Raw genomic sequence first — 18,306 nt, 5'->3', positions numbered from 1 at the left:
CGGGACTCAGCGGGGCCAGATGCCAGTGGCCAGGAAGCGCTCGATCGTGGCGGCGTACGGGGCGATGTCGAGGCCCTGTCCGGCGAGCCAGCCGTCGGAGTAGTACTTGTCGAGGTAGCGGTCGCCCGGGTCGCAGAGCAGCGTGACGACGCTGCCGGTCCGGCCCTGTTCCAGCATTTCGGCGACGAGCTTGAACGCGCTCCACAGCCCGGTGCCGGTGGAACCCCCGGCCTTGCGTCCGATGGCCTGCTCCAGGGCGCGCACCGTGGCGACGCTGGCCGCGTCCGGCACCTTCATCATCCGGTCGATGGCGCCGGGCACGAAGCTGGGTTCCATCCGGGGCCGGCCGATTCCTTCGATGCGTGAACCGCAGTCGCTGGTGGCGAGGGCGTTGTGCTGGGTCCAGCCGTCGAAGAAGCAGGAGTTCTCCGGGTCGGGCACGCAGATCCGCGTGTCGTACTGCATGTAGTGCACATAGCGGGCGATGGTCGCCGAGGTGCCGCCGGTACCGGCGGTGGCGACGATCCAGGTGGGTTCCGGGTAGCGCTCCAGCCTCAGCTGCTGGTAGATCGACTCGGCGATGTTGTTGTTGCCGCGCCAGTCGGTGGCCCGCTCGGCGTAGGTGAACTGGTCCATGTAGTGACCGCCGCTCTCGGCGGCGAGCCTGGCCGACTCCTCGTAGAGCTTCTGGGCGTCGTCGACGAAGTGGCACTGGCCGCCGTGGAATTCGATCAGCCGGCACTTCTCGGGGCTGGTCGTGCGCGGCATCACCGCGATGAACGGCACCCCGATCAGCTTCGCGAAGTACGCCTCCGAGACGGCAGTCGAACCGCTGGACGCCTCGATCACCGGCTTGCCCGGCCGGATCCAGCCGTTGCAGAGCCCGTAGAGGAAGAGTGAGCGGGCCAGCCGGTGCTTGAGGCTGCCCGTGGGGTGCGTCGACTCGTCCTTGAGATAGAGATCGATCCCCCATGCCTCGGGCAGCGGGAAGCGCAGCAGATGCGTGTCGGCGGAACGGTTCGCGTCGGCCTGGACCTTGCGCACGGCGTCATTCAGCCAGGCCCGGTACTCGTGGTCGGTGCGGTCGACGTCGACGGTCGCCACGACCTGGCCGTCAAGCCTGTGCCCATTGGTGCCCATCAGCACGCTCCTGCTCGTCGTCACCGGACTGCCGGACCCCCCGGACCCCCGGACTCTGCACCTCAACGATATGCCCCCTACCTGCACAAACATTGACTTTGGGGGTCCATAGCCCTGCCTTGGCCTCGGCGGCCCGGACGACTGCCGCCCACCCTGGCGCAATTGCGACATCCAACCCCGATACGGTCTGGTGCACCGGCCGGGCCACATGCAGACTTGCCGTCGGAAGCATGAGGAAGGCGAAGCAGTCATGACGGCAACGGAGTTCAGTGCGACGGGGGTACGGATCGAACGATGGGCCCGCTCGCTCACGAGAGCCGGGCAGGTGATCGTGAAGGACGGCCGGGTGGCTCTGCTGACCAGCTGCGGCCGAGAGATCGACAGCGCCCCGGTGGGGGTGGTCAGCGCGGGTCGGCCTTGGTTCGCGGGTACGGACTCGGCGGTGGCGCGATTCAACGGGACGCGCTACCGGTTGACGATGGGACAGCGCGACCACGGACGGGACCGAGCGGGTCCGTCGCACCGGTTCCTCGAGGCGCTGCGCAGTGCGGGCGCCCGACTGGACTGACATCGCGGGCCGACCTCGCACAGCCGAAATCACAGGGTCGACACGGTGGCACTGACGGAGTGGAGCCGTACGGACACCGTAAGTTGCGGAGCCGTTACCCCTGGGCGACATTGGACACACGTCACTCATGGTTCACCGGCGGTGACACTGCGATCCAGTCCGCCGGCCCGGGAACGGCAGCCGGCTCTCCGCCGACTCCGTTCCGCCGTCTTCTTCCGGACCTATTTCGGGGAGTCGCAGCCGTGATCAGCGAGCCAAGCAGGCACTGCACGGTGGAGCTGCAGGCCCTGCCGTCGCGGATCGGTCAGGTCCGCAGAATCATCTCGGCGCAATTGCGCTACTGGCATCTGGACCCTCTGATCGACCAGGCAGCGCTGGGCGTCACCGAACTGCTGACCAATGTCCACCGGCATGCACAGCCGGACAAGACGTGCACCGTAGAGATCGAGTTCCTGCTCGAACGACTGACTGTCTCCGTCCACGACCACGACCCGCGGCTGCCGACCGTGCGCGAGGCCGACGCGTCCAGCACGTCCGGGCGCGGGCTGGCCCTGATCGCCGCGGTCAGCGAGAGCTGGGGGGTCCGGCCGCGGGGCCGGGCCGGGAAGGTCGTCTGGTTCACCCTTCCGGCCCCTTCCCTGTTCGCCGTGCGGCCGCACTCGGTGTACGGGGCGACGACGGACGGTCCGTTCGGCGATGTCGACATCCCCTCCCTGGAGAGGGTGGCCCACACCGACGCCCGGTCCGCCGCGGTGGGCTGAGGGCTGTCGCGTAATCCCTGGCGGGCGCCTCGGAGCCTCGCTTGCGGATCTGAGATGCCGCGAGGAGCGGGGCGCCCGGAGGCGCTCCGCTCCTCGTGCGTCCCGCGGGCGTTCGTCTAATCGGTGGCGATGGCGCGGAGCACGTCCAGACGTGCCGCACGCCGCGCGGGTCGCCATCCGGCCAGGGCCCCGGCGGCGATCCCCACCAGGGCGACCATCAAGAGACGCTCCGGCGGCAACGCGAAGGCGAACGGGGCGTCACCCGCGCCTTCGGACGCCTTGACCAGCACCCAGCCGAGGAATCCGCCGAGCAGCAGGCCGCCCGCCGTGCCGAACGCGGCGACCAGGACGGACTCCCAGCGGACCATGGCCCGCAGCTGGCTCCGGGTCTGTCCGACCGCCCGCAACAGGCCCAGTTCCCTGGTGCGTTCATGGATGGCCAGGGTGAGGGTGTTGGTGATGCCGAGCAGCGCGATCAGTACCGCGAGCGCCAGCAGCGCGTAGACCAGCGTGAGCATCATGTCGATGGAGCCGGCCGAGGACTGCGCGTACTCACCACGGGTCTGTACATCCGGACTGCCGTACGCCGCCGCGGTCTTCTCGACGGCCGTCTTGCCGTCGGCGGTGGACACCCCGTCCTCGAACATCACGGCGACCAACGTGTCGGAGTCCTGCGCACGGTGCGGAGCCCACGCCTGTCGCGTGATCACATAGTTGCCCGCCAGCTCCGACCGGTCGTAGAGCGCGCGGACCGTGAAGGTCTGCTGCTTGCCGTCCGGGAAGGTGAGCCGGGCGGTGGAACCGGTGTGCAGATTCCTTTCGACAGCTTCGGTGCCGGACACGGCGATGCCGTTCGCGCCCAGTGCGTTCATCGATCCCCGGACCATGCCGAGGTCGAAGACCTTGGCCAGCGCGGCCGGGTCGGTGACGGTCAGGGCGCGTCCCGCCCCGTTCACCTCCGCCACACCCTTGCCGAGGCCGACCGCGGTGGCCACGACGGGCAGCCGGTCGACTGCGGGGGCGAGCCCGGGGCTGAGACCGCTGCCACCGGCGCCGAACGCGGGCGCGCTGATGGCGACATCACCGGCGAAGGAACGGTCCACCGTCCGGTTCATGGTGGCCTTCAGGGAGGCGCCGAAGACCGTGAAGAGCGAGACGACGGCAACACCGATCATCAGTGCGGTTGCGGTGGCGGCGGTCCGCTTCGGGCTGCGCAGGGCGTTGCGCCTGGCGAGTCCGCCGGTGACCCCGCGCAGCCGGTCGAGCGGCGCACCCAGGACCCGTACGGCGTACGGGGAGGCGACCGGACCGAGCACGACGAACGCGGCGAGCGCCAGGACCGCACCCGCGGCCGACAGCCGGAGGGACGGATCGGCCAGGATGCCGGTCGTGATCGCGCCGACGGAGGTGAGCAGCAGCGCGACGCCGGTGACGGCGCGGGTCCGGGAGGCCGCCGAGTCGTCGACGGCGGTCTCGCGCAGGGCCGCGAGCGGTGCGGTGCGTCCCGCGCGAACGGCAGGCAGGAGGGCGGAGCCGAGGCAGACGATGACGCCGACGGCGAGCGGCAGCAGCAGCGAGACACCGCCGATCACGAGCGCGCCCTCAGGAAACGGGAAGCCGACGGCGGGGAACAGCGCCTGCAGCCCGGCGGCGATGCCGATGCCGGCGGCCAGTCCCGCGGCGGACGCGATCACGCCGACGACGGCGGCCTCAACGAGAGTCGACCCGAGGATCTGTCGGCGAGAGGCACCGAGGGCGCGCAGCAGTGCGTTCTCCCTGGTGCGCTGGGCGACGACGATCGCGAACGTGTTGTGGATGGAGAAGGTCGCGACCAGCAGGACGATTCCGGAGAACACCAGCAGCAGCGTGGTGAACAGGCCGAGAAACGCGCCGGAGATCATGTTCTGGTTCTCCGTGGCGGCGGCCTGGCCGGTGATGGCCTCGGTGTCCTCGGGCAGCATCGGAGTCAGCGCGTCCACGAGCTCCTGCTGGCTGGTGCCGGGCCCGGCACGCACCAGGATGCCGGCGGCCTCGCCGGGTTTCGGCGTGAGGTACTTCTCGGCGTCGGCCTGCGTCATCCCGGTGTAGGTGACCTGGCCCATGCCGTCCTCGCCGCCGAAGGTGGCCAGGCCGACGACCGTGACACGCACGGGGTCGGGGGTACGCAGCACGGTCGTGTCACCGATCTTCAGCCCGCCCCTGTCGGCGGTCCCGCGGTTGATGACGACCTCACCGGACGCGGACGGGGCGCGCCCTTCGGCGAGTTCGTACGGGTTGAGCTCCGGGTCCTGGATCCAGTTGCCCGCGAGGGTGGGCGGGCCCTGGCCACCGACGGGTTTGCCTTCGGCGCCGAGCAGTTGGCCGGCGCCCTGGATGTCGACTGCCGCGGCGGCGACACCGGGTGTCTGTTCGATCTTCTTCACCAGGGTGGTGCTCACTGGCTGCCGGGTGCCCTCCCCCTCGCCGGACACCGTCACCACATCGGCGCTGCGGACGACCGCGTCGGTGCCGCTCGCAGCGTCGGCGAACATCGTGTCGAAGCTCGCCCGCAGGGTGTCGCCCATGACGAGCGTGCCCACGAGGAAGGCGACACCGAGCAGTACGGCAGTGAAGGTACCGGCGAACCGCCGCTTGTGGGCACGGAGCGAGGAGACACTGAGGCGCACAGAGGCGCGGGTGCTCGTCATGACGTCCCCGCCGTCGTGCCGGGTGTGAGGTCGAAGGCCTTGAGCCGGTCGAGCACGCGCTCCGCGGTGGGATCCGGCATCCGGTCGACGAGGCGTCCGTCGGCGAGGAAGACGACCTCGTCGGCGTGGGCGGCGGCGACCGGGTCATGGGTGACCATGACCACCGTACGGCTGGTGTGCCGGACGGTGCGGCCGAGGAGCCGCAGCACCTCCTGGCCGGAGCGGGAGTCGAGATTGCCGGTCGGTTCGTCGGCGAACACGACATCGGGGCGGCCCGCGAAGGCGCGGCCCACGGCGACCCGTTGCTGCTGCCCCCCGGAGAGTTCGCCGGGCCGGTGGTGCAGCCGGTCCCGCAGGCCCACGGTATCGATGAGGGCATCGATCCACTCCTGGTCACCGCGCTCGCCGGCCAGGTCCATGGGGAGGGTGATGTTCTCGGCGACCGTGAGGGTCGGGATCAGGTTGAAGGCCTGGAAGACGAAGCCGATGCGCTGCCGGCGCAGCAGAGTGAGCCTGCGGTCGTCGAGCACGCTGAGGTCGGTGTCACCGATGAGGGCGGCGCCGGAGGTGAGGGTGTCGAGTCCGGCGGCGCAGTGCATCAGGGTGGACTTGCCGCAGCCGGAGGGCCCCATGATCGCGGTGAAGCGGCCTGCCGGGAAGTCGACGCTCACCCCGTCCAGAGCCCTGACCTCGGTGTCGCCCGTCCCGTAGATCTTCACGGCGTCGACGACGCGGGCGGCGGTGGCGGTGGCGGTCGCGCTGACCGTGGTGGTCATGCGGCACCTCCCCGACCGGTGCGGCCGAACTGCTCGTCCAGCACGGAGAGCCGTCGCCAGTACTCGTCCTCGTCGATCTCTCCCGCCGCGAAACGACGGCCGAGCAGAGTGATGGGCGACTGTTCGCCGGGGAGACCTGGAGCGCCGTGAGCGGTGCGCAGGCTCCACGGACCGTACCGGCCGCCGCGCCGGCCGGTACGGCGCAGCACGGTGACGACGGTGACGACGACGGCCGCCCAGATCAGTGGGAAGAGGAGGATCCACGGTCCGGGTCCACCGGAGTACGCCAGGGTGTTCATCTCGGTCAGCTCCCTCGGTGCGAGGTTCTGTTGCGCTGTTGTTCTGTCGCTGACGAGCCTGGCTCCGGAAGGGGGTCCGAGTCGTCGTACGGCCAGCGGCCGTGTGCGTACCCCCGTAGGAGTACGCGGCCTCCGGGCAGCTGCTCCCGCTGACCGGACATGTTCCCTGGCGTTCTGTACCTACTAGTATGTACAGTGCGTTCATGAGCACTCCGGACCGTCTGATCGAAGCCACCCAGGAGCTCCTGTGGGAGCGCGGATACGTGGGCACCAGTCCGAAGGCCATCCAGCAGCACGCAGGCGCCGGCCAGGGCAGCATGTACCACCACTTCGCGGGCAAACCCGATCTGGCACTCGCCGCCATCGTGCGCACGGCGGCGGAGCTGCGGGCCGCCGCCGAACTGGTGCTGGGCGGCCCGGGATCGGCGTACGAACGGATCTCGGCGTACCTCCGGCGCGAGCGCGACGTGCTCCGCGGCTGCCCGGTCGGCCGGCTGACGATGGACCCGGACGTCATCGCCAGCGACAAGCTGCGCGCACCCGTCGACGAGACGATCGGCTGGCTGCGCGGACGGCTCCGTGAGATCGTCCAGCAGGGCCTGGACCAGGGCGAGTTCGACCGCTCGCTGAACCCGGACGAAATAGCGGCGACGGTGGTGGCGACGGTGCAGGGCGGCTATGTGCTGGCCCGCGCCTCGGGCTCCACCGCGGCCTTCGACGCGGGCGTCAGGGGCCTGCTCTCGCTGCTCGCCCCACGCACCGGCTCCGCCTGACCCCTCCCGCGCACCACTACTGCCTGAGGAGTACGCGATGCATGCCCTGCAGTACGAGATCACCCTGCCCGCCGACTACGACATGGGGATCATCCGCACCCGCGTCGCAACCAGGGGCCACCTCCTCGACACCTTCCCCGGCCTGGGCATCAAGGCATACCTGATACGCGAACACGGCGCGCACTCGCCGGTCAATCAGTACGCGCCGCTGTACCTGTGGACGGCGCCCGAGGGCATGAACGCGTTCCTCTGGGGACCCGGATTCCAGGGCGTCGTCGACGACTTCGGCCGTCCCGAGGTGCAGCACTGGGCCGGCCTGTCGTACGCGGAAGGCCCCGCGTCGGCCGCCCTCCCCCGCACGGCCACCCGCCACCGCGCGCCGATCCCGGCCTCGGTGGCCCCGGCGGACGCGGTCGAGGCCGCGCTGGAGGAGAGCGGGACCCGGGCGAAGGCCCCGGGCTCGGTCGCCACGGCGCTGGCTGTCGACCCCCGCCGCTGGGAGCTGCTCCACTTCACGCTCTGGGAGCACGACGCCCCCGAGGCGCCCGGAGAGCGCTACGAGGTGCTGCATCTGTCCACGCCGGAGCGCGATCGGCTCGGGGAGGGCAGGCAGTGGTAGCCACGGTTCGCACAGTCCTCGGCGACATCCCTGCGGGGGAGTTGGGCGTGTGCGACGCCCACGACCATCTCTTTCTGCGCAGCCCGGCCCTGCCGGGCCAGGAGCTGGGCGACCGCGAGCGAGCGGCCGGGCGGCTGCGCGACTTCCTGGCTCTCGGGGGCCGGTCGGTGGTGCAGTGGACGCCGTACGGGATGGGACGCGGGGCCGAAACGCTTGCGTCGCTGTCCCGTTCGACGGGCACGCATGTGGTGGCGGCCACCGGTCTGCATCAAGCAGCGCACTACACAAAGGAGTTGCTCGGCCGTGTCCGGGACGGCCTGGCCGACCTCTTCGTCACGGAGCTGACGACAGGCATCGGCACCACGGGCGTACGGGCGGGGCTGATCAAGGTCGCGGGCGCCTTCCACACCGTCGACGACCATGCCCGGCTCACCATGACAGCCGCCGCCCACGCCCACCGACGGACGGGCGCACCGATCGCGGTCCACCTGGAGCTGGGCACGGCGGCACTCGATGTGCTGGACCTGCTGTGCGGGGAGTTGGGAGTGGCTCCCCAGCATGTGGTCCTCGGCCACCTGGGCCGGTCGCCGGACGGCTTCACCCAGCGCGAGGCGGCGCGTGCGGGGGCCGTTCTCGCCTTCGACGGTCCGTCTCGGGCGAACCATGCGACGGACTGGCGTCTGCCGGAGGAGCTCGCGGCGCTGGCCGACGCGGGGTTCGGCGGACAGCTGCTGCTGGGTGGCGACACGACGGTGCCGGAGACGCCGGGGATGCCGCATCTGCTGCGCCGGTTGCGGCCTCAGCTCGAACGCACCCTGGGGAAGCAACTGTTGGACGCGATACTGATCGAGAATCCTGCGCGGGCGTTCGCGTTCGGGCCGACCGCGTGATCCTGCCGCGCGACCACTCCCGGCACGGCTACGAGCGTGCGGCTCCGGGGACCGCGGAGCAGCGGCACACGGGGCGCCCCGCCGGTTCAGGCCAGTGCGGCCAGCGGGTCGTCGAGCACCGGCTGCCAGGCCAGTTCGGCCGCGCCGACGAGGCTGTTGTGATCGAGCGTGCACGGCAGGATCGGCACACTGCCGCTGCGCCCCCACAGGCTGCGATCGGCGACGACGGCGCGCAGCCGCTCCGGGTCGGCGTCGAGCAGTGCGCGGTGCAGTCCGCCGAGGATGATCCGGTCCGGGTTGAGGATGTTGACGAGTCCGGCCAGTCCGAGGCCGAGCCGGTCGATCAGTTCGTCGGACGCGGCCCGTACCCCCGGGTCCTCGTACTCCGTGCGCAGCAAGTCGCTCGCCTGCTTGAGCAGTGACTCCTCGGGGCCCGGTTCGCGGCGGGCGGCGACGAGGAAGGCCAGCGGGTCGGTCTCGACGTCGAGGCAGCCGCGCCCGCCGCAGTGGCACGGACGCCCCTCGGGATTGACGGTGAGATGGCCGACCTCGAGGGCCAGCCCCGAACTTCCGGTGTGCAGGCGGCCGTCGAGGACGAGGGCGCCGCCGACGCCGCGATGGCCCGTGGCCACGCAGAGCAGATGCTGGGCTCCGCGGCCGGCGCCGTGCCGGTGCTCGGCCAGCGCGGCGAGGTTGACGTCGTTTCCGGTGAACGCGGGGCCGGGGATGCCGGCTTCACGTACACACGTGGCGAAGATCTCACGGACCTGGGAACCTGCCGGCCAGGCGATGTGCAGTGGGTTGAGAGCGGTGCCCTCCGGTTCGGCCACGGCGGACGGGACGGCCAGGCCCGCACCGACGCAGCGCAGCCCGCTGTCGCGCAGCAAGCGGGCGCATGCGTCGACGACTTCGCCCACGACCTGGGCCGGGTCCGATGTGACGGTGACGCAGCCGGGATCCGTGGCGACGAGCCGTCCGCCGAGCCCCACCAGCGCGGCACGGAACCCGTCGGCATGTACCTGCGCGGCGATGGCGACCGGGCCGGACTCGCGGACGGCCAGCCGGTGCGAAGGACGGCCCTGCGAGCCTGCCGCGGAACCGGGGCTTGAGTCGACGCGGATGAGACCGAGCGCCTCCAGCTCCGCGGCGACCGCACCGGCGGTCGCGCGGGTGACGCCGAGCTCAGAGGTGAGCACAGCGCGGGTGGGCGCGCGTCCTGTGTGGACCAGTTCCAGGGCGGGCCCGAGCGCGCTCCGGCCCCTCTCCAGCTTCGTCCGGGTGGTGGTCGCCTTGCCGTTCATGGGGGCGAGTCTCCCATGATCCGGAGCGACTGCCGACGCTCCGGTCGGGCGCTCCTGCCCGGGTGCTGCCACGGCGGCCGCCGTTCCGGCCCATGGCGGCCACCCCTCCTGCTCACCGCGATCACCTCTTCCCGTCACCGTCATCGCTCCTCCCGGTCGCCGTGATCGCACCTTTCGACCGGGTCGGCCCTGGCGGTCCGCCGTCTTGCATCCCTTGTCCACGGGCCCCTATGCTTCTTTTGTGCCGCAACTAAACAAACTGCGGACGGCCCTACCGGGGGGACCTGGCGGAGACACCGCCCCACCCTCGTCGGCCCGCCTCCGTACCGCGCTGACCGTGTTCTTCGCCCTCGACGGTTTCCTCTTCGCCGGCTGGGTGGTCCGTATCCCGGCCATCAAGCACCAGACCGGCGCCTCCGCATCCACCCTCGGCCTCGCCCTGCTCGGGGTCTCCGCCGGAGCCGTCATCACCATGATGCTCGCCGGGAGGCTGTGCAGGCGGTTCGGCAGCCATCCTCTGACGGTGGTCTGCGGAGTACTCCTCTCGCTCGCCATCGCCCTGCCCGCGCAGACGCATTCGGCCCTCGCGCTCGGTCTGGTCCTGCTGGTCTTCGGCGCCGCGTACGGCGCGATGAACGTCGCGATGAACAGCGCCGCGGTCGATCTGGTCGCCGGCCTGCGGCGCCCGGTGATGCCGAGCTTCCACGCCGCGTTCAGCCTCGGCGGCATGCTCGGCGCCGGGCTCGGCGGACTGGTCGCCAGTGGCCTCTCCCCCGCCACCCATCTCTTCATCCTCACCGGGGTCGGACTGCTGGTCACCGCCGCCGCCGGACCGACCCTGCTCCGGTACCCGGCTCCCCGGGCGGCGACCGCGGCGGACCCTGCCGGGCCGCCGCGCCGGATGGCCGGGCGGGCCCGCAACCTGGTCCTGCTGTTCGGCGTGATCGCGCTCTGCACCGCGTACGGGGAAGGGGCCCTGGCCGACTGGAGCGCGCTCCATCTGGCTCAGGACCTGCACGCCCGTCCGGGCGTCGCTGCCGCCGGATACTCGCTGTTCGCCCTGGCCATGACCGCGGGCAGGCTCACCGGCACCGCTCTGCTCGAACGGCTCGGCCAGACCCGCACGCTCGTCGCGGGCGGCGCGACGGGCGCGGCCGGAATGCTCCTCGGATCGCTGGCACCGACCACCTGGCTCGCCCTTCTCGGCTTCGCCGTCGCCGGACTCGGCCTGGCGAACATCTTCCCCGTCGCGGTCGGCCGGGCCGGCGAGCTGGCCGGCCCGAGCGGAGTCGCCGTCGCGTCGACGATCGGCTACGGCGGGATGCTGCTCGGACCGCCCGCCATCGGGTTCCTGGCCGACTGGTTCTCGCTGCCGCTGGCCCTCACGACGGTGGCGGTGCTCGCCGGTGCGGCGGCGGCGCTGGGGTACGCGGCACGGCATGCGACGGCCCGTGCCTGATCGCCGTGGACGGGACAGACCTCCGCTGCACGCACATGGGCCCGGTTGAGTACGAATGGTGCGCGGCGGGGGACGATCCCGTACCGCCCGTCCCCAGGTCGTCTGAGCCACTGGCATCATCTCCGCCATGGAGACCACGGACCACGTCAAGTCCCTCACGGACGCAGGACACTTGCTGGCCGGCGCGGCGGAGCAGGCCGGGCCAGGCGCTTCGGTGCCGACATGCCCGGGCTGGCAGGTGCGCAATCTGCTCCGGCACACCGGCATGGTGCACCGCTGGGCGACCGCTTACGTCGCCGAGGGGCACACCTCGTACCACCACGACGGGGGCGAACCCGATCTGGACGGCGGGGAGTTGCTCGACTGGTTCCGCGAAGGTCACGGCCTGCTGGTGAACGCGCTGGAGAGCGCCTCGGCCGACCTGGAGTGCTGGACCTTTCTGCCCGCGCCCTCCCCGCTGGCGTTCTGGGCACGGCGGCAGGCCCACGAGACGACGATTCACCGGGTGGACGCCGAGTCAGCGCGCGGCGGCCCGCTCTCGGGCGTGGCGGCCGGCCAGGCGCTGGACGGGATCGACGAGCTGCTGTTCGGGTTCCACGCCCGCCCGAAGAGCAGAGTGCGCACCGACGCACCGCGCACGCTGCGGATACGCGCCACGGACACGGGCGACGCATGGACCGTACGGCTCTCGCCGGAGCCGCCGCAGGCCGTACGCGAATCGGAGGCCGACACACATCGGGCAGGGTCCGTTGACTGCGAATTGAGTGGCACGGCCGAGGGGCTCTATCTGACGCTCTGGAACAGGCTGCCGCTCACCGCGGTCACGGTGACGGGTGACCGGGGACTGGCCCGCCTCTGGTGCGAGAACTCCGGAGTCACCTGGTCCTGACAGACGTACGGGAACGAGGAACCCTGCGGCGGCCGGTAGCCCCCTCAGCCGGTCGCGCCGTCCAGCATCCGGGCGAGCACCGACCGCTGCAGCGGCTTGACCTCGGCATGACGCGCCCGGCCTTTCGCCGTCAGCTCGACCCGGACTCCGCGCCGGTCCTCGCTGCACATCCCGCGACACACGAGCTCGTCCTTCTCCAGCCGCGCGATCAGGCGTGACAGCGCACTCTGGCTGAGATGGACCCGGGAGGCCAGCTCCTGTACGCGAAAGGCGGCGCCGCCGTCCTCCGCCGCGCTCTCCGCCAGGACGTCGAGCACCTCGAAGTCGCTGGCGCCGAGGCCGTGCCGGTGCAGCTCACGATCGAGCTCGCACAACGTCCTGGCATGCAGCGCAAGGATGTCCCGCCACTCGTCGACGAGCACCCGCTCGGGCTTGTTCGCTGCCATGACCGCACGTTAGCAGAGTTGGAGCCGTTTGTTGCATCGGAATTAAATGCACTTGCATTCAATGCATGTGCATGTACCTTCGTGGTCATGACCTCTCCGCTCAACGCCTCCGATTCCCATGCGCCTTGGAGCCCACGCCTGTGGGGCACCCTGCTCGTGCTCTGCGCCGCGATGTTCCTGGACGCGCTGGACGTCTCCATGGTCGGCGTCGCCCTGCCGTCCATCGCCGACGACCTCGATCTGACCACCTCGACCCTGCAGTGGATCGTCAGCGGGTACATCCTCGGCTACGGCGGACTGCTGCTCCTGGGCGGCCGCGCGGCCGATCTGCTCGGCAGGCGCCAGGTCTTCCTGATCGCGCTCGGCGTCTTCGCCCTCGCCTCGCTGCTCGGCGGATTCGTCGACTCCGGGCCGCTGCTGATCGCCAGCCGCTTCATCAAGGGGCTGAGCGCGGCGTTCACCGCACCGGCCGGGCTCTCGATCATCACCACGACGTTCAAGGAAGGGCCGCAGCGCAACCGCGCGCTGTCCATCTACACCACGTGCGCGGCCACCGGCTTCTCCATGGGCCTGGTGCTGTCCGGTCTGCTCACCCAGCTCTCCTGGCGCTGGACCATGCTGCTGCCCGCCCCCATCGCACTGATCGCCCTGGTGGCGGGGCTGCGGCTGATCCCGCACAGCGACCGGGAGGATACCCATCGCGGTTACGACCTGCCGGGCGCCGTCACCGGTACGGCCTCCATGCTGCTGCTGGTGTTCACTGTCGTCCAGGCCCCGGAGGCCGGCTGGACCTCCGCCCGGACCCTGCTGTCGTTCCTCGCCGTCGCCGTACTGCTGACCGTCTTCGTCACCATCGAACGACGCACCGCGAACCCGCTGATCCGGCTCGGTGTGCTGCGCTCCGGCAGCCAGGTCAGGGCGCAACTGGGCGCAGCTGCGTTCTTCGGCAGCTACGTCGGCTTCCAGTTCCTGGTCACCCAGTACATGCAGTCACTGCTCGGCTGGTCGGCCCTGCAGACCGCGCTGGCCTTCCTGCCCGCCGGGGTGCTGGTCGCGCTGTCGTCGACGAAGATCGGTGATGTGGTCGACCGGTTCGGGACGCCGCGTGTGATCGCGGCAGGCTTCACCTTCCTCGTCGTCGGCTACGGGCTCTTCCTGCGGATCACCCTCACACCGTCGTACGCGGCGGTCATCCTGCCCTCGATGCTGCTGCTGGGCGCGGCCTGCGCACTGACCTTCCCGTCGCTCAACATCCAGGCCACCAACGGGGTCGACGACGACGAACAGGGCATGGTGTCGGGCCTGCTGAACACCTCGATCCAGGTCGGCGGGGCGATCTTCCTGGCCGTCGTGACCGCGGTGATCACGGCGCACGGCAGCGGGGACGGTTCCTCGCAGGCGGTCCTCGACAGCTACCGGCCGGGTCTCGTGGTGGTGACGGCGATCGCGTTCGCCGGGCTGCTGATCACGCTGACCGGGCTGCGTCGCCGCAGGCCCGTGCAGCACTCCGTGCTGGTCGCGTCGTCCGAGGGCGACCGGGCCGCCGCCGAGGCATCGGCCGCCCAGCAGTCGGCCGCGCAGAAGGTGGCGGTCCGGGACTGACCGGCCCGGCACTGCCCCCCTTGGCTGACCGGCGAGGGGAACGGGGCGGTGGACGGCGAGGCATCCTTGTCCGTCGCCCACCGCCCCTGTGACACTTCGGACGTGGGACGCCGAAGTCAGGAAGACCGGGACGCCATGACCGTCGAGATCGGTTTCGCTCTGGTGAGCGCGGCCTTTCTGGCCGCGGCCGCGTTCGTGGCGGTCGCCATGACCACCGTGTACCTCGATCTGCCCCGTACGGCCGAACATGTGCTGGACCGGATCGGAGCCGTCGTCGCAGCCGTCGTCTTCATCGCCCGCCTCGTCGATGTGCTGTGGGGCTTTCCCCGCCGTGGCGGACGGCGTCCGGCCGGCACGGACGGCCCGCAGGCCCCGGCTCCGTCTCAGCCGAGCCAACCGGGGCGTACGAGCCCCGACTCATAGGCGAGCACCACGAGTTGGGCCCGGTCGCGAGCACCGAGCTTCACCATGGTGCGGCTGACATGGGTCTTGGCGGTGAGCGGGCTGACGACGAGTCGGCGGGCGATCTCCTCGTTGGTGAGGCCGATGCCGACCAGAGTCATCACTTCCCGTTCACGTTCGGTGAGTTCGCTCAGTCCCGTCGCAGCCGCAGGCTCCTTGGAGCGGGCCGCGAACTCGGCGATCAGCCGACGGGTGACCCCGGGCGAGAGCAGGGCGTCGCCGCCCACCACGGCCCGTACCGCCCGCAGCAGCTCCTCGGGCTCGGTGTCCTTGACCAGGAAGCCGGAGGCGCCGGAGCGGATCGCCTCGAAGACGTACTCGTCGAGCTCGAAGGTGGTGAGCATGACCACCTTGACGTCGTCGAGTTCCGGATCGCCGGTGATCGCGCGGGTGGCGGCGAGGCCGTCGAGATGCGGCATCCGGATGTCCATCAGCACGGTGTCCGGACGCAGTTCGCGCACCAGACGTACGGCCTCCTCGCCGTCGGCGGCCTCCCCCGCCACCTCGATGTCCGGCTGGGCGTCCAGCAGGGCGCGGAAACCGGCCCGGACCAACAGCTGGTCATCGGCGAGCAGTACCCGGATCACGGTGTCTCCTCCGTCGTGTCCTGCACAGTGTCCCCCGTCGTGTCCTGCCCGGGGTATCCCGTCGTGTTCCGTGTCGTGTCCTGCCCGGGGTCCCCCGTCGCGTCCGGGGCGGTGCCTTCCGGTGGCGCCGAACGCAGGGGGAGTTCGGCCCGCACCCGGAAGCCTCCGTCGGGCCGGGGGCCAGCTTCGATCGTGCCGCCCAGCGCGGCGGCCCGCTCACGCATCCCGGCCAGGCCGTTGCCGCTGCCTCCCGCGTCACCGCCGGTGGCGGGTCCGTCGTCGTCGATACGGAGCCCGATGCGGCCTGCCCCGTAACCGATCCGGACCCGCGCGCTGCGCGAGCCCGAATGCCGCACCACATTCGTCAGCGCCTCCTGCACGATCCGGAAGGCCGCCAGATCCGCACCGGGCGGGACGGCGTTCCGTACGCCGTCCGTCTCCACCGTGACGGTCAGTCCGGCACTCGCCGCCTGATCGACCAGCTCGGGCAGCCGGTCGAGGCCGGGCGCCGGGGCCCGGGGCGCGTCACCGGGGGTACGGAGCGTGTCGAGGACCTGACGGACCTCCCCGAGCGCCTCCTTGCTCGCCGCCTTGATCGTGGTGAGGGCCGTACGCGCCTGCTCGGGATCGGAGTCGAGCAGCGCGAGTCCGACGCCCGCCTGGACATTGATGACGGAGATGCTGTGAGCGAGCACGTCATGGAGCTCCCGGGCCATGCGCAGCCGCTCCTCGTCGGCCCGCCGTTTCTCCGCGGCGTCCCTCTCGGCCCGCTGTGCCGCCCACTGCTCACGGCGTACACGCACGAACTCCGCTGCCGCGACGATCGCCACCACCCAGGCGGCGACGCCCACTTCCTGCCCCCAAGGTGCGGCCGAGTCGCCGTTCGGCGGCAGCCAGCGGTAGAGCCAGTGGGCCACCAGCAGATGCCCCACCCACACCATCCCCACGGCCGACCAGGCGGCCCGCCGGTGCCCCGCGACAACGGCGCTGAAGCAACCGACGGCGACGGCCAGGAAGACCGGACCGTACGGGTAGCCGGCCCCGAGATAGACCGTGGCCGCGGCCGCGGAGACGAACACCGACAGGACGGGGCGGCGGTGGCGCAGCAGGAGCACGGCGACGGCGATGAAGAGCAGGGCCCGGGCGAAGAGGTCCAACGGCGCGCGCTCGCCGAGCTGGCCCCGGGCCGCGACGGTCGAGCCGATCATGACGATCGCACCGAGCAGGAGCGTGGACGGCCACGGCAGGCGGGCGGCGGACCGCGCGCTCCTCGGTGTCAGCCAGCGGGGCGGCCCGCCATGCTCCCACGGTCCGCCGGGGCCCGCGTGCATCCAGGACCGCCGTTGCGGCTGTCCGCCCTGCACCCGAGGGGGATCGCCGCTTCCGTGTGAGCGCTGCTCTTCCATACCGGCAACGCTAGACGGCGGGCCACGGCAGCGGCGTCAGCCGGGCGTGGTGATCACGCGTACTCCCAACGGAGTACACCGACGGCGCGGCTTGCGAGCGGGCGCGGGCAAAGAGCCGCGACGGGCTCAGGCACCGGTGCCCGGCTCACGACCGCCCCGGTCGCCGAGCAGTCCGACGTGACGCGCCAGTTCGCCGACGGCCTGCCGGAAGAAGGCCTCCCGCGCCTCGACCATCCGGTTGAACTGCCCGAAGGTCTCGAAGGAGATCAGCCCGAAGAGCTGCGACCATGCGGCCACGAGCGGGGGGACCACCGCCGGGGGAAGGTCGGGGGCGAAGTCGGCGGCCATCCGTTCGGCCTCGGAACGCAGTTCGGCGGCCAGCGGCGGCAGCGCGAGACCGTGCGTGCGGTAGGCGTCGCCGACGATCGCGATGAGGACGAGGCCGACGCGGGAGGCGGGGCCGACCGTCGCCTGGGGCGCGGTGTAACCGGGCACCGGCGAGCCGTAGATCAGACCGTACTCATGGGGGTGGGCGAGGGCCCAGTCGCGTACCGCGCAGGCGACCGCGGTCCAGCGGACGAGGTGGCGGGCGGAGGCGGACGGGTCTGCGCAGGATGCCCGGTCGGCGGCTTCGGCGGCCTCGCCCACGGCGTCGTACGCATCCACGATCAGGGCCGTGAGCAGCTCGTCGCGGCTGGGGAAGTAGCGGTAGAGCGCGGACGAGACCATGCCCAGTTCGCGGGCGACGGCGCGCAGCGAAAGTCTTGCGGCGCCGTCGGCTGCGAGCTGTTTCCTCGCCTCGTCCTTGATGGCGGCGGTGACTTCGATACGGGCCCGTTCCCTGGCTCCTCGGATGGTGCTCATGGCGATCAGTCTGCCATGAACCTGGAGCACCGACCAATAACGAGAGCGGCGCTCTTGCTTTTGAGCACCAAGCACGTGCACACTGATCTCAAGCGAGAGCAGTGCTCACACTTTTCGAAGGGGAATCTCGATGTCCGTGCACGTTCAGAAGCCCGGCTGGTTCACGGTCAACGTCTTCAACCGCACCGTCGCCTGGATCACCCGGCGCGGCATCAGCGTCTGGGGCTCGAGGGTCCTGGCGGTCCGCGGCCGCAAGAGCGGCGAGTGGCGCCGTACCCCGGTCAACCTCCTGACCGTGGACGGCCGGCAGTACCTCGTCGCGCCCCGTGGCCACGTCCAGTGGACGCACAACATGCGCGCGGCCGGCGGCGGCGAGCTCCACCTGGGCAGGAAGGTCGACGTCTTCACCGCCACCGAGGTTCCCGACGACGAGAAGCCCGAGCTGCTGCGCGCGTACCTCAAGCGGTGGAAGGCGGAGGTCGGCGTGTTCTTCGGCGGCGTCGGCCCGGACTCGTCCGTCGAGGAGCTGCGCCGCATCGCCCCCGACCACCCGGTCTTCCGGGTCACGATCGGGGCCTGACCGGCCGGAGTACCTGCGTCCGGCCAAGGACCGGGCCGGCCGCGCCGCGCGCCGTCCCGCCGGCCCGTCACCGAGGGCCTTCCAGAGCCCGTCCCGGCCGCCACGTACCGGCCGGCCCGCCCTTCCGGACCTTCCGGCTTCCCCGGACTCCGCCGGCCCCTCGGTCCGCCGGTGCGGAGACCCTGTCCCCCTGGTCC

19 protein-coding genes are annotated in these 18,306 nt (G+C 71.3%); 10 read left to right on the top strand and 9 right to left on the bottom strand.

All coding sequences use genetic code 11. The features are described 5' to 3' along the window. Positions 1-6: 6 nt before the first annotated feature. Positions 7-1,140, bottom strand: a complete 1,134-nt coding sequence (locus ACFYP5_RS31210; RefSeq protein ID WP_389042129.1) for a PLP-dependent cysteine synthase family protein — start codon at positions 1,138-1,140, stop codon at positions 7-9. A gap of 250 nt (positions 1,141-1,390) precedes the next feature. On the opposite strand from ACFYP5_RS31210, the gene ACFYP5_RS31205 reads away from it, so the two are divergent. Together ACFYP5_RS31205 and ACFYP5_RS31200 are read left to right on the top strand one after the other, a co-directional pair. Next, positions 1,391-1,708, top strand: coding sequence for a hypothetical protein (locus ACFYP5_RS31205; RefSeq protein ID WP_389042128.1), 318 nt, complete (start codon positions 1,391-1,393; stop codon positions 1,706-1,708). A gap of 242 nt (positions 1,709-1,950) precedes the next feature. After that, entirely contained in the window at positions 1,951-2,469 is a 519-nt protein-coding gene (locus ACFYP5_RS31200) for an ATP-binding protein (protein WP_389042127.1), read from the top strand. A gap of 116 nt (positions 2,470-2,585) precedes the next feature. Here ACFYP5_RS31200 and ACFYP5_RS31195 read toward each other — a convergent pair whose 3' ends face one another. Genes ACFYP5_RS31195 through ACFYP5_RS31185 form a run of 3 tightly spaced genes read right to left on the bottom strand, consistent with a single transcriptional unit; the run spans position 2,586 to position 6,231 of the window. Next, on the bottom strand, positions 2,586-5,156 hold the full coding sequence (locus tag ACFYP5_RS31195) for an ABC transporter permease (protein WP_389042126.1): 2,571 nt from the start codon (positions 5,154-5,156) through the stop codon (positions 2,586-2,588). Then, positions 5,153-5,932: an ABC transporter ATP-binding protein gene (locus ACFYP5_RS31190; protein WP_389042125.1), complete on the bottom strand. Its 780-nt coding sequence runs from the start codon at positions 5,930-5,932 to the stop codon at positions 5,153-5,155. The genes ACFYP5_RS31195 and ACFYP5_RS31190 overlap by 4 nt, the downstream gene beginning before the upstream one ends. Beyond that, positions 5,929-6,231 carry an SHOCT domain-containing protein gene (locus ACFYP5_RS31185; protein ID WP_389042124.1) on the bottom strand — a complete coding sequence of 101 codons (303 nt, stop codon included), beginning with the start codon at positions 6,229-6,231 and terminating at the stop codon, positions 5,929-5,931. Before ACFYP5_RS31185 ends, ACFYP5_RS31190 begins: the two co-directional genes overlap by 4 nt. Positions 6,232-6,434: 203 nt before the next feature. On the opposite strand from ACFYP5_RS31185, the gene ACFYP5_RS31180 reads away from it, so the two are divergent. The 3 genes from ACFYP5_RS31180 to ACFYP5_RS31170 are packed head-to-tail and all read left to right on the top strand — an operon-like array spanning position 6,435 to position 8,513. Then, entirely contained in the window at positions 6,435-7,004 is a 570-nt protein-coding gene (locus tag ACFYP5_RS31180) for a TetR/AcrR family transcriptional regulator (RefSeq protein WP_389042123.1), read from the top strand. Between the two features lie 37 nt (positions 7,005-7,041). Further along, entirely contained in the window at positions 7,042-7,623 is a 582-nt protein-coding gene (locus tag ACFYP5_RS31175) for a DUF4865 family protein (RefSeq protein WP_389042122.1), read from the top strand. Continuing rightward, positions 7,617-8,513, top strand: a complete 897-nt coding sequence (locus ACFYP5_RS31170) for a phosphotriesterase (RefSeq protein ID WP_389042121.1) — start codon at positions 7,617-7,619, stop codon at positions 8,511-8,513. The genes ACFYP5_RS31175 and ACFYP5_RS31170 overlap by 7 nt, the downstream gene beginning before the upstream one ends. Positions 8,514-8,599: 86 nt before the next feature. Here the strand turns inward: ACFYP5_RS31170 and ACFYP5_RS31165 are convergent, their stop codons facing one another. Further along, positions 8,600-9,814, bottom strand: a complete 1,215-nt coding sequence (locus ACFYP5_RS31165; protein WP_389042120.1) for an ROK family protein — start codon at positions 9,812-9,814, stop codon at positions 8,600-8,602. A 241-nt stretch (positions 9,815-10,055) separates the two neighbouring features. Between ACFYP5_RS31165 and ACFYP5_RS31160 the strand changes: the two genes are divergently transcribed. Continuing rightward, positions 10,056-11,273, top strand: a complete 1,218-nt coding sequence (locus tag ACFYP5_RS31160; RefSeq protein ID WP_389042119.1) for an MFS transporter — start codon at positions 10,056-10,058, stop codon at positions 11,271-11,273. A gap of 127 nt (positions 11,274-11,400) precedes the next feature. Further along, the gene (locus ACFYP5_RS31155; RefSeq protein WP_389042118.1) at positions 11,401-12,162 is read left to right on the top strand and encodes a maleylpyruvate isomerase family mycothiol-dependent enzyme; all 762 of its coding nucleotides are present in this window, start codon (positions 11,401-11,403) and stop codon (positions 12,160-12,162) included. A gap of 44 nt (positions 12,163-12,206) precedes the next feature. Here the strand turns inward: ACFYP5_RS31155 and ACFYP5_RS31150 are convergent, their stop codons facing one another. Beyond that, positions 12,207-12,608 carry a MarR family winged helix-turn-helix transcriptional regulator gene (locus ACFYP5_RS31150; protein ID WP_389042117.1) on the bottom strand — a complete coding sequence of 134 codons (402 nt, stop codon included), beginning with the start codon at positions 12,606-12,608 and terminating at the stop codon, positions 12,207-12,209. Between the two features lie 87 nt (positions 12,609-12,695). On the opposite strand from ACFYP5_RS31150, the gene ACFYP5_RS31145 reads away from it, so the two are divergent. Together ACFYP5_RS31145 and ACFYP5_RS31140 are read left to right on the top strand one after the other, a co-directional pair. Beyond that, on the top strand, positions 12,696-14,210 hold the full coding sequence (locus ACFYP5_RS31145; RefSeq protein ID WP_389042116.1) for an MFS transporter: 1,515 nt from the start codon (positions 12,696-12,698) through the stop codon (positions 14,208-14,210). A 102-nt stretch (positions 14,211-14,312) separates the two neighbouring features. Then, entirely contained in the window at positions 14,313-14,633 is a 321-nt protein-coding gene (locus tag ACFYP5_RS31140) for a DUF6332 family protein (protein WP_389042115.1), read from the top strand. Here the strand turns inward: ACFYP5_RS31140 and ACFYP5_RS31135 are convergent. From ACFYP5_RS31135 to ACFYP5_RS31125, 3 genes are all read right to left on the bottom strand, one after another. Beyond that, positions 14,594-15,259, bottom strand: a complete 666-nt coding sequence (locus ACFYP5_RS31135) for a response regulator (protein WP_389042114.1) — start codon at positions 15,257-15,259, stop codon at positions 14,594-14,596. The two genes, ACFYP5_RS31140 and ACFYP5_RS31135, sit on opposite strands and share 40 nt — an antisense overlap. Beyond that, positions 15,256-16,665, bottom strand: coding sequence for a sensor histidine kinase (locus ACFYP5_RS31130; protein WP_389042113.1), 1,410 nt, complete (start codon positions 16,663-16,665; stop codon positions 15,256-15,258). Before ACFYP5_RS31130 ends, ACFYP5_RS31135 begins: the two co-directional genes overlap by 4 nt. 126 nt (positions 16,666-16,791) lie before the next feature. Next, positions 16,792-17,529 carry a TetR/AcrR family transcriptional regulator gene (locus ACFYP5_RS31125; RefSeq protein WP_389042112.1) on the bottom strand — a complete coding sequence of 246 codons (738 nt, stop codon included), beginning with the start codon at positions 17,527-17,529 and terminating at the stop codon, positions 16,792-16,794. Positions 17,530-17,659: 130 nt separating this feature from the next. Here ACFYP5_RS31125 and ACFYP5_RS31120 point away from each other — a divergent pair, with 130 nt between their 5' ends. Beyond that, positions 17,660-18,109 (top strand): nitroreductase family deazaflavin-dependent oxidoreductase, encoded by a 450-nt coding sequence (locus ACFYP5_RS31120; RefSeq protein WP_389042111.1) that lies wholly within the window; start codon positions 17,660-17,662, stop codon positions 18,107-18,109. Positions 18,110-18,306 lie beyond the last annotated feature (197 nt).

Origin of the sequence: Streptomyces sp. NPDC005262, from assembly GCF_042872425.1 — a bacterium.
Lineage (GTDB): Bacteria > Actinomycetota > Actinomycetes > Streptomycetales > Streptomycetaceae > Streptomyces.
Note: the sequence above shows the minus strand (reverse complement) of the source record. Positions and strands in the feature narration are given on the sequence as shown.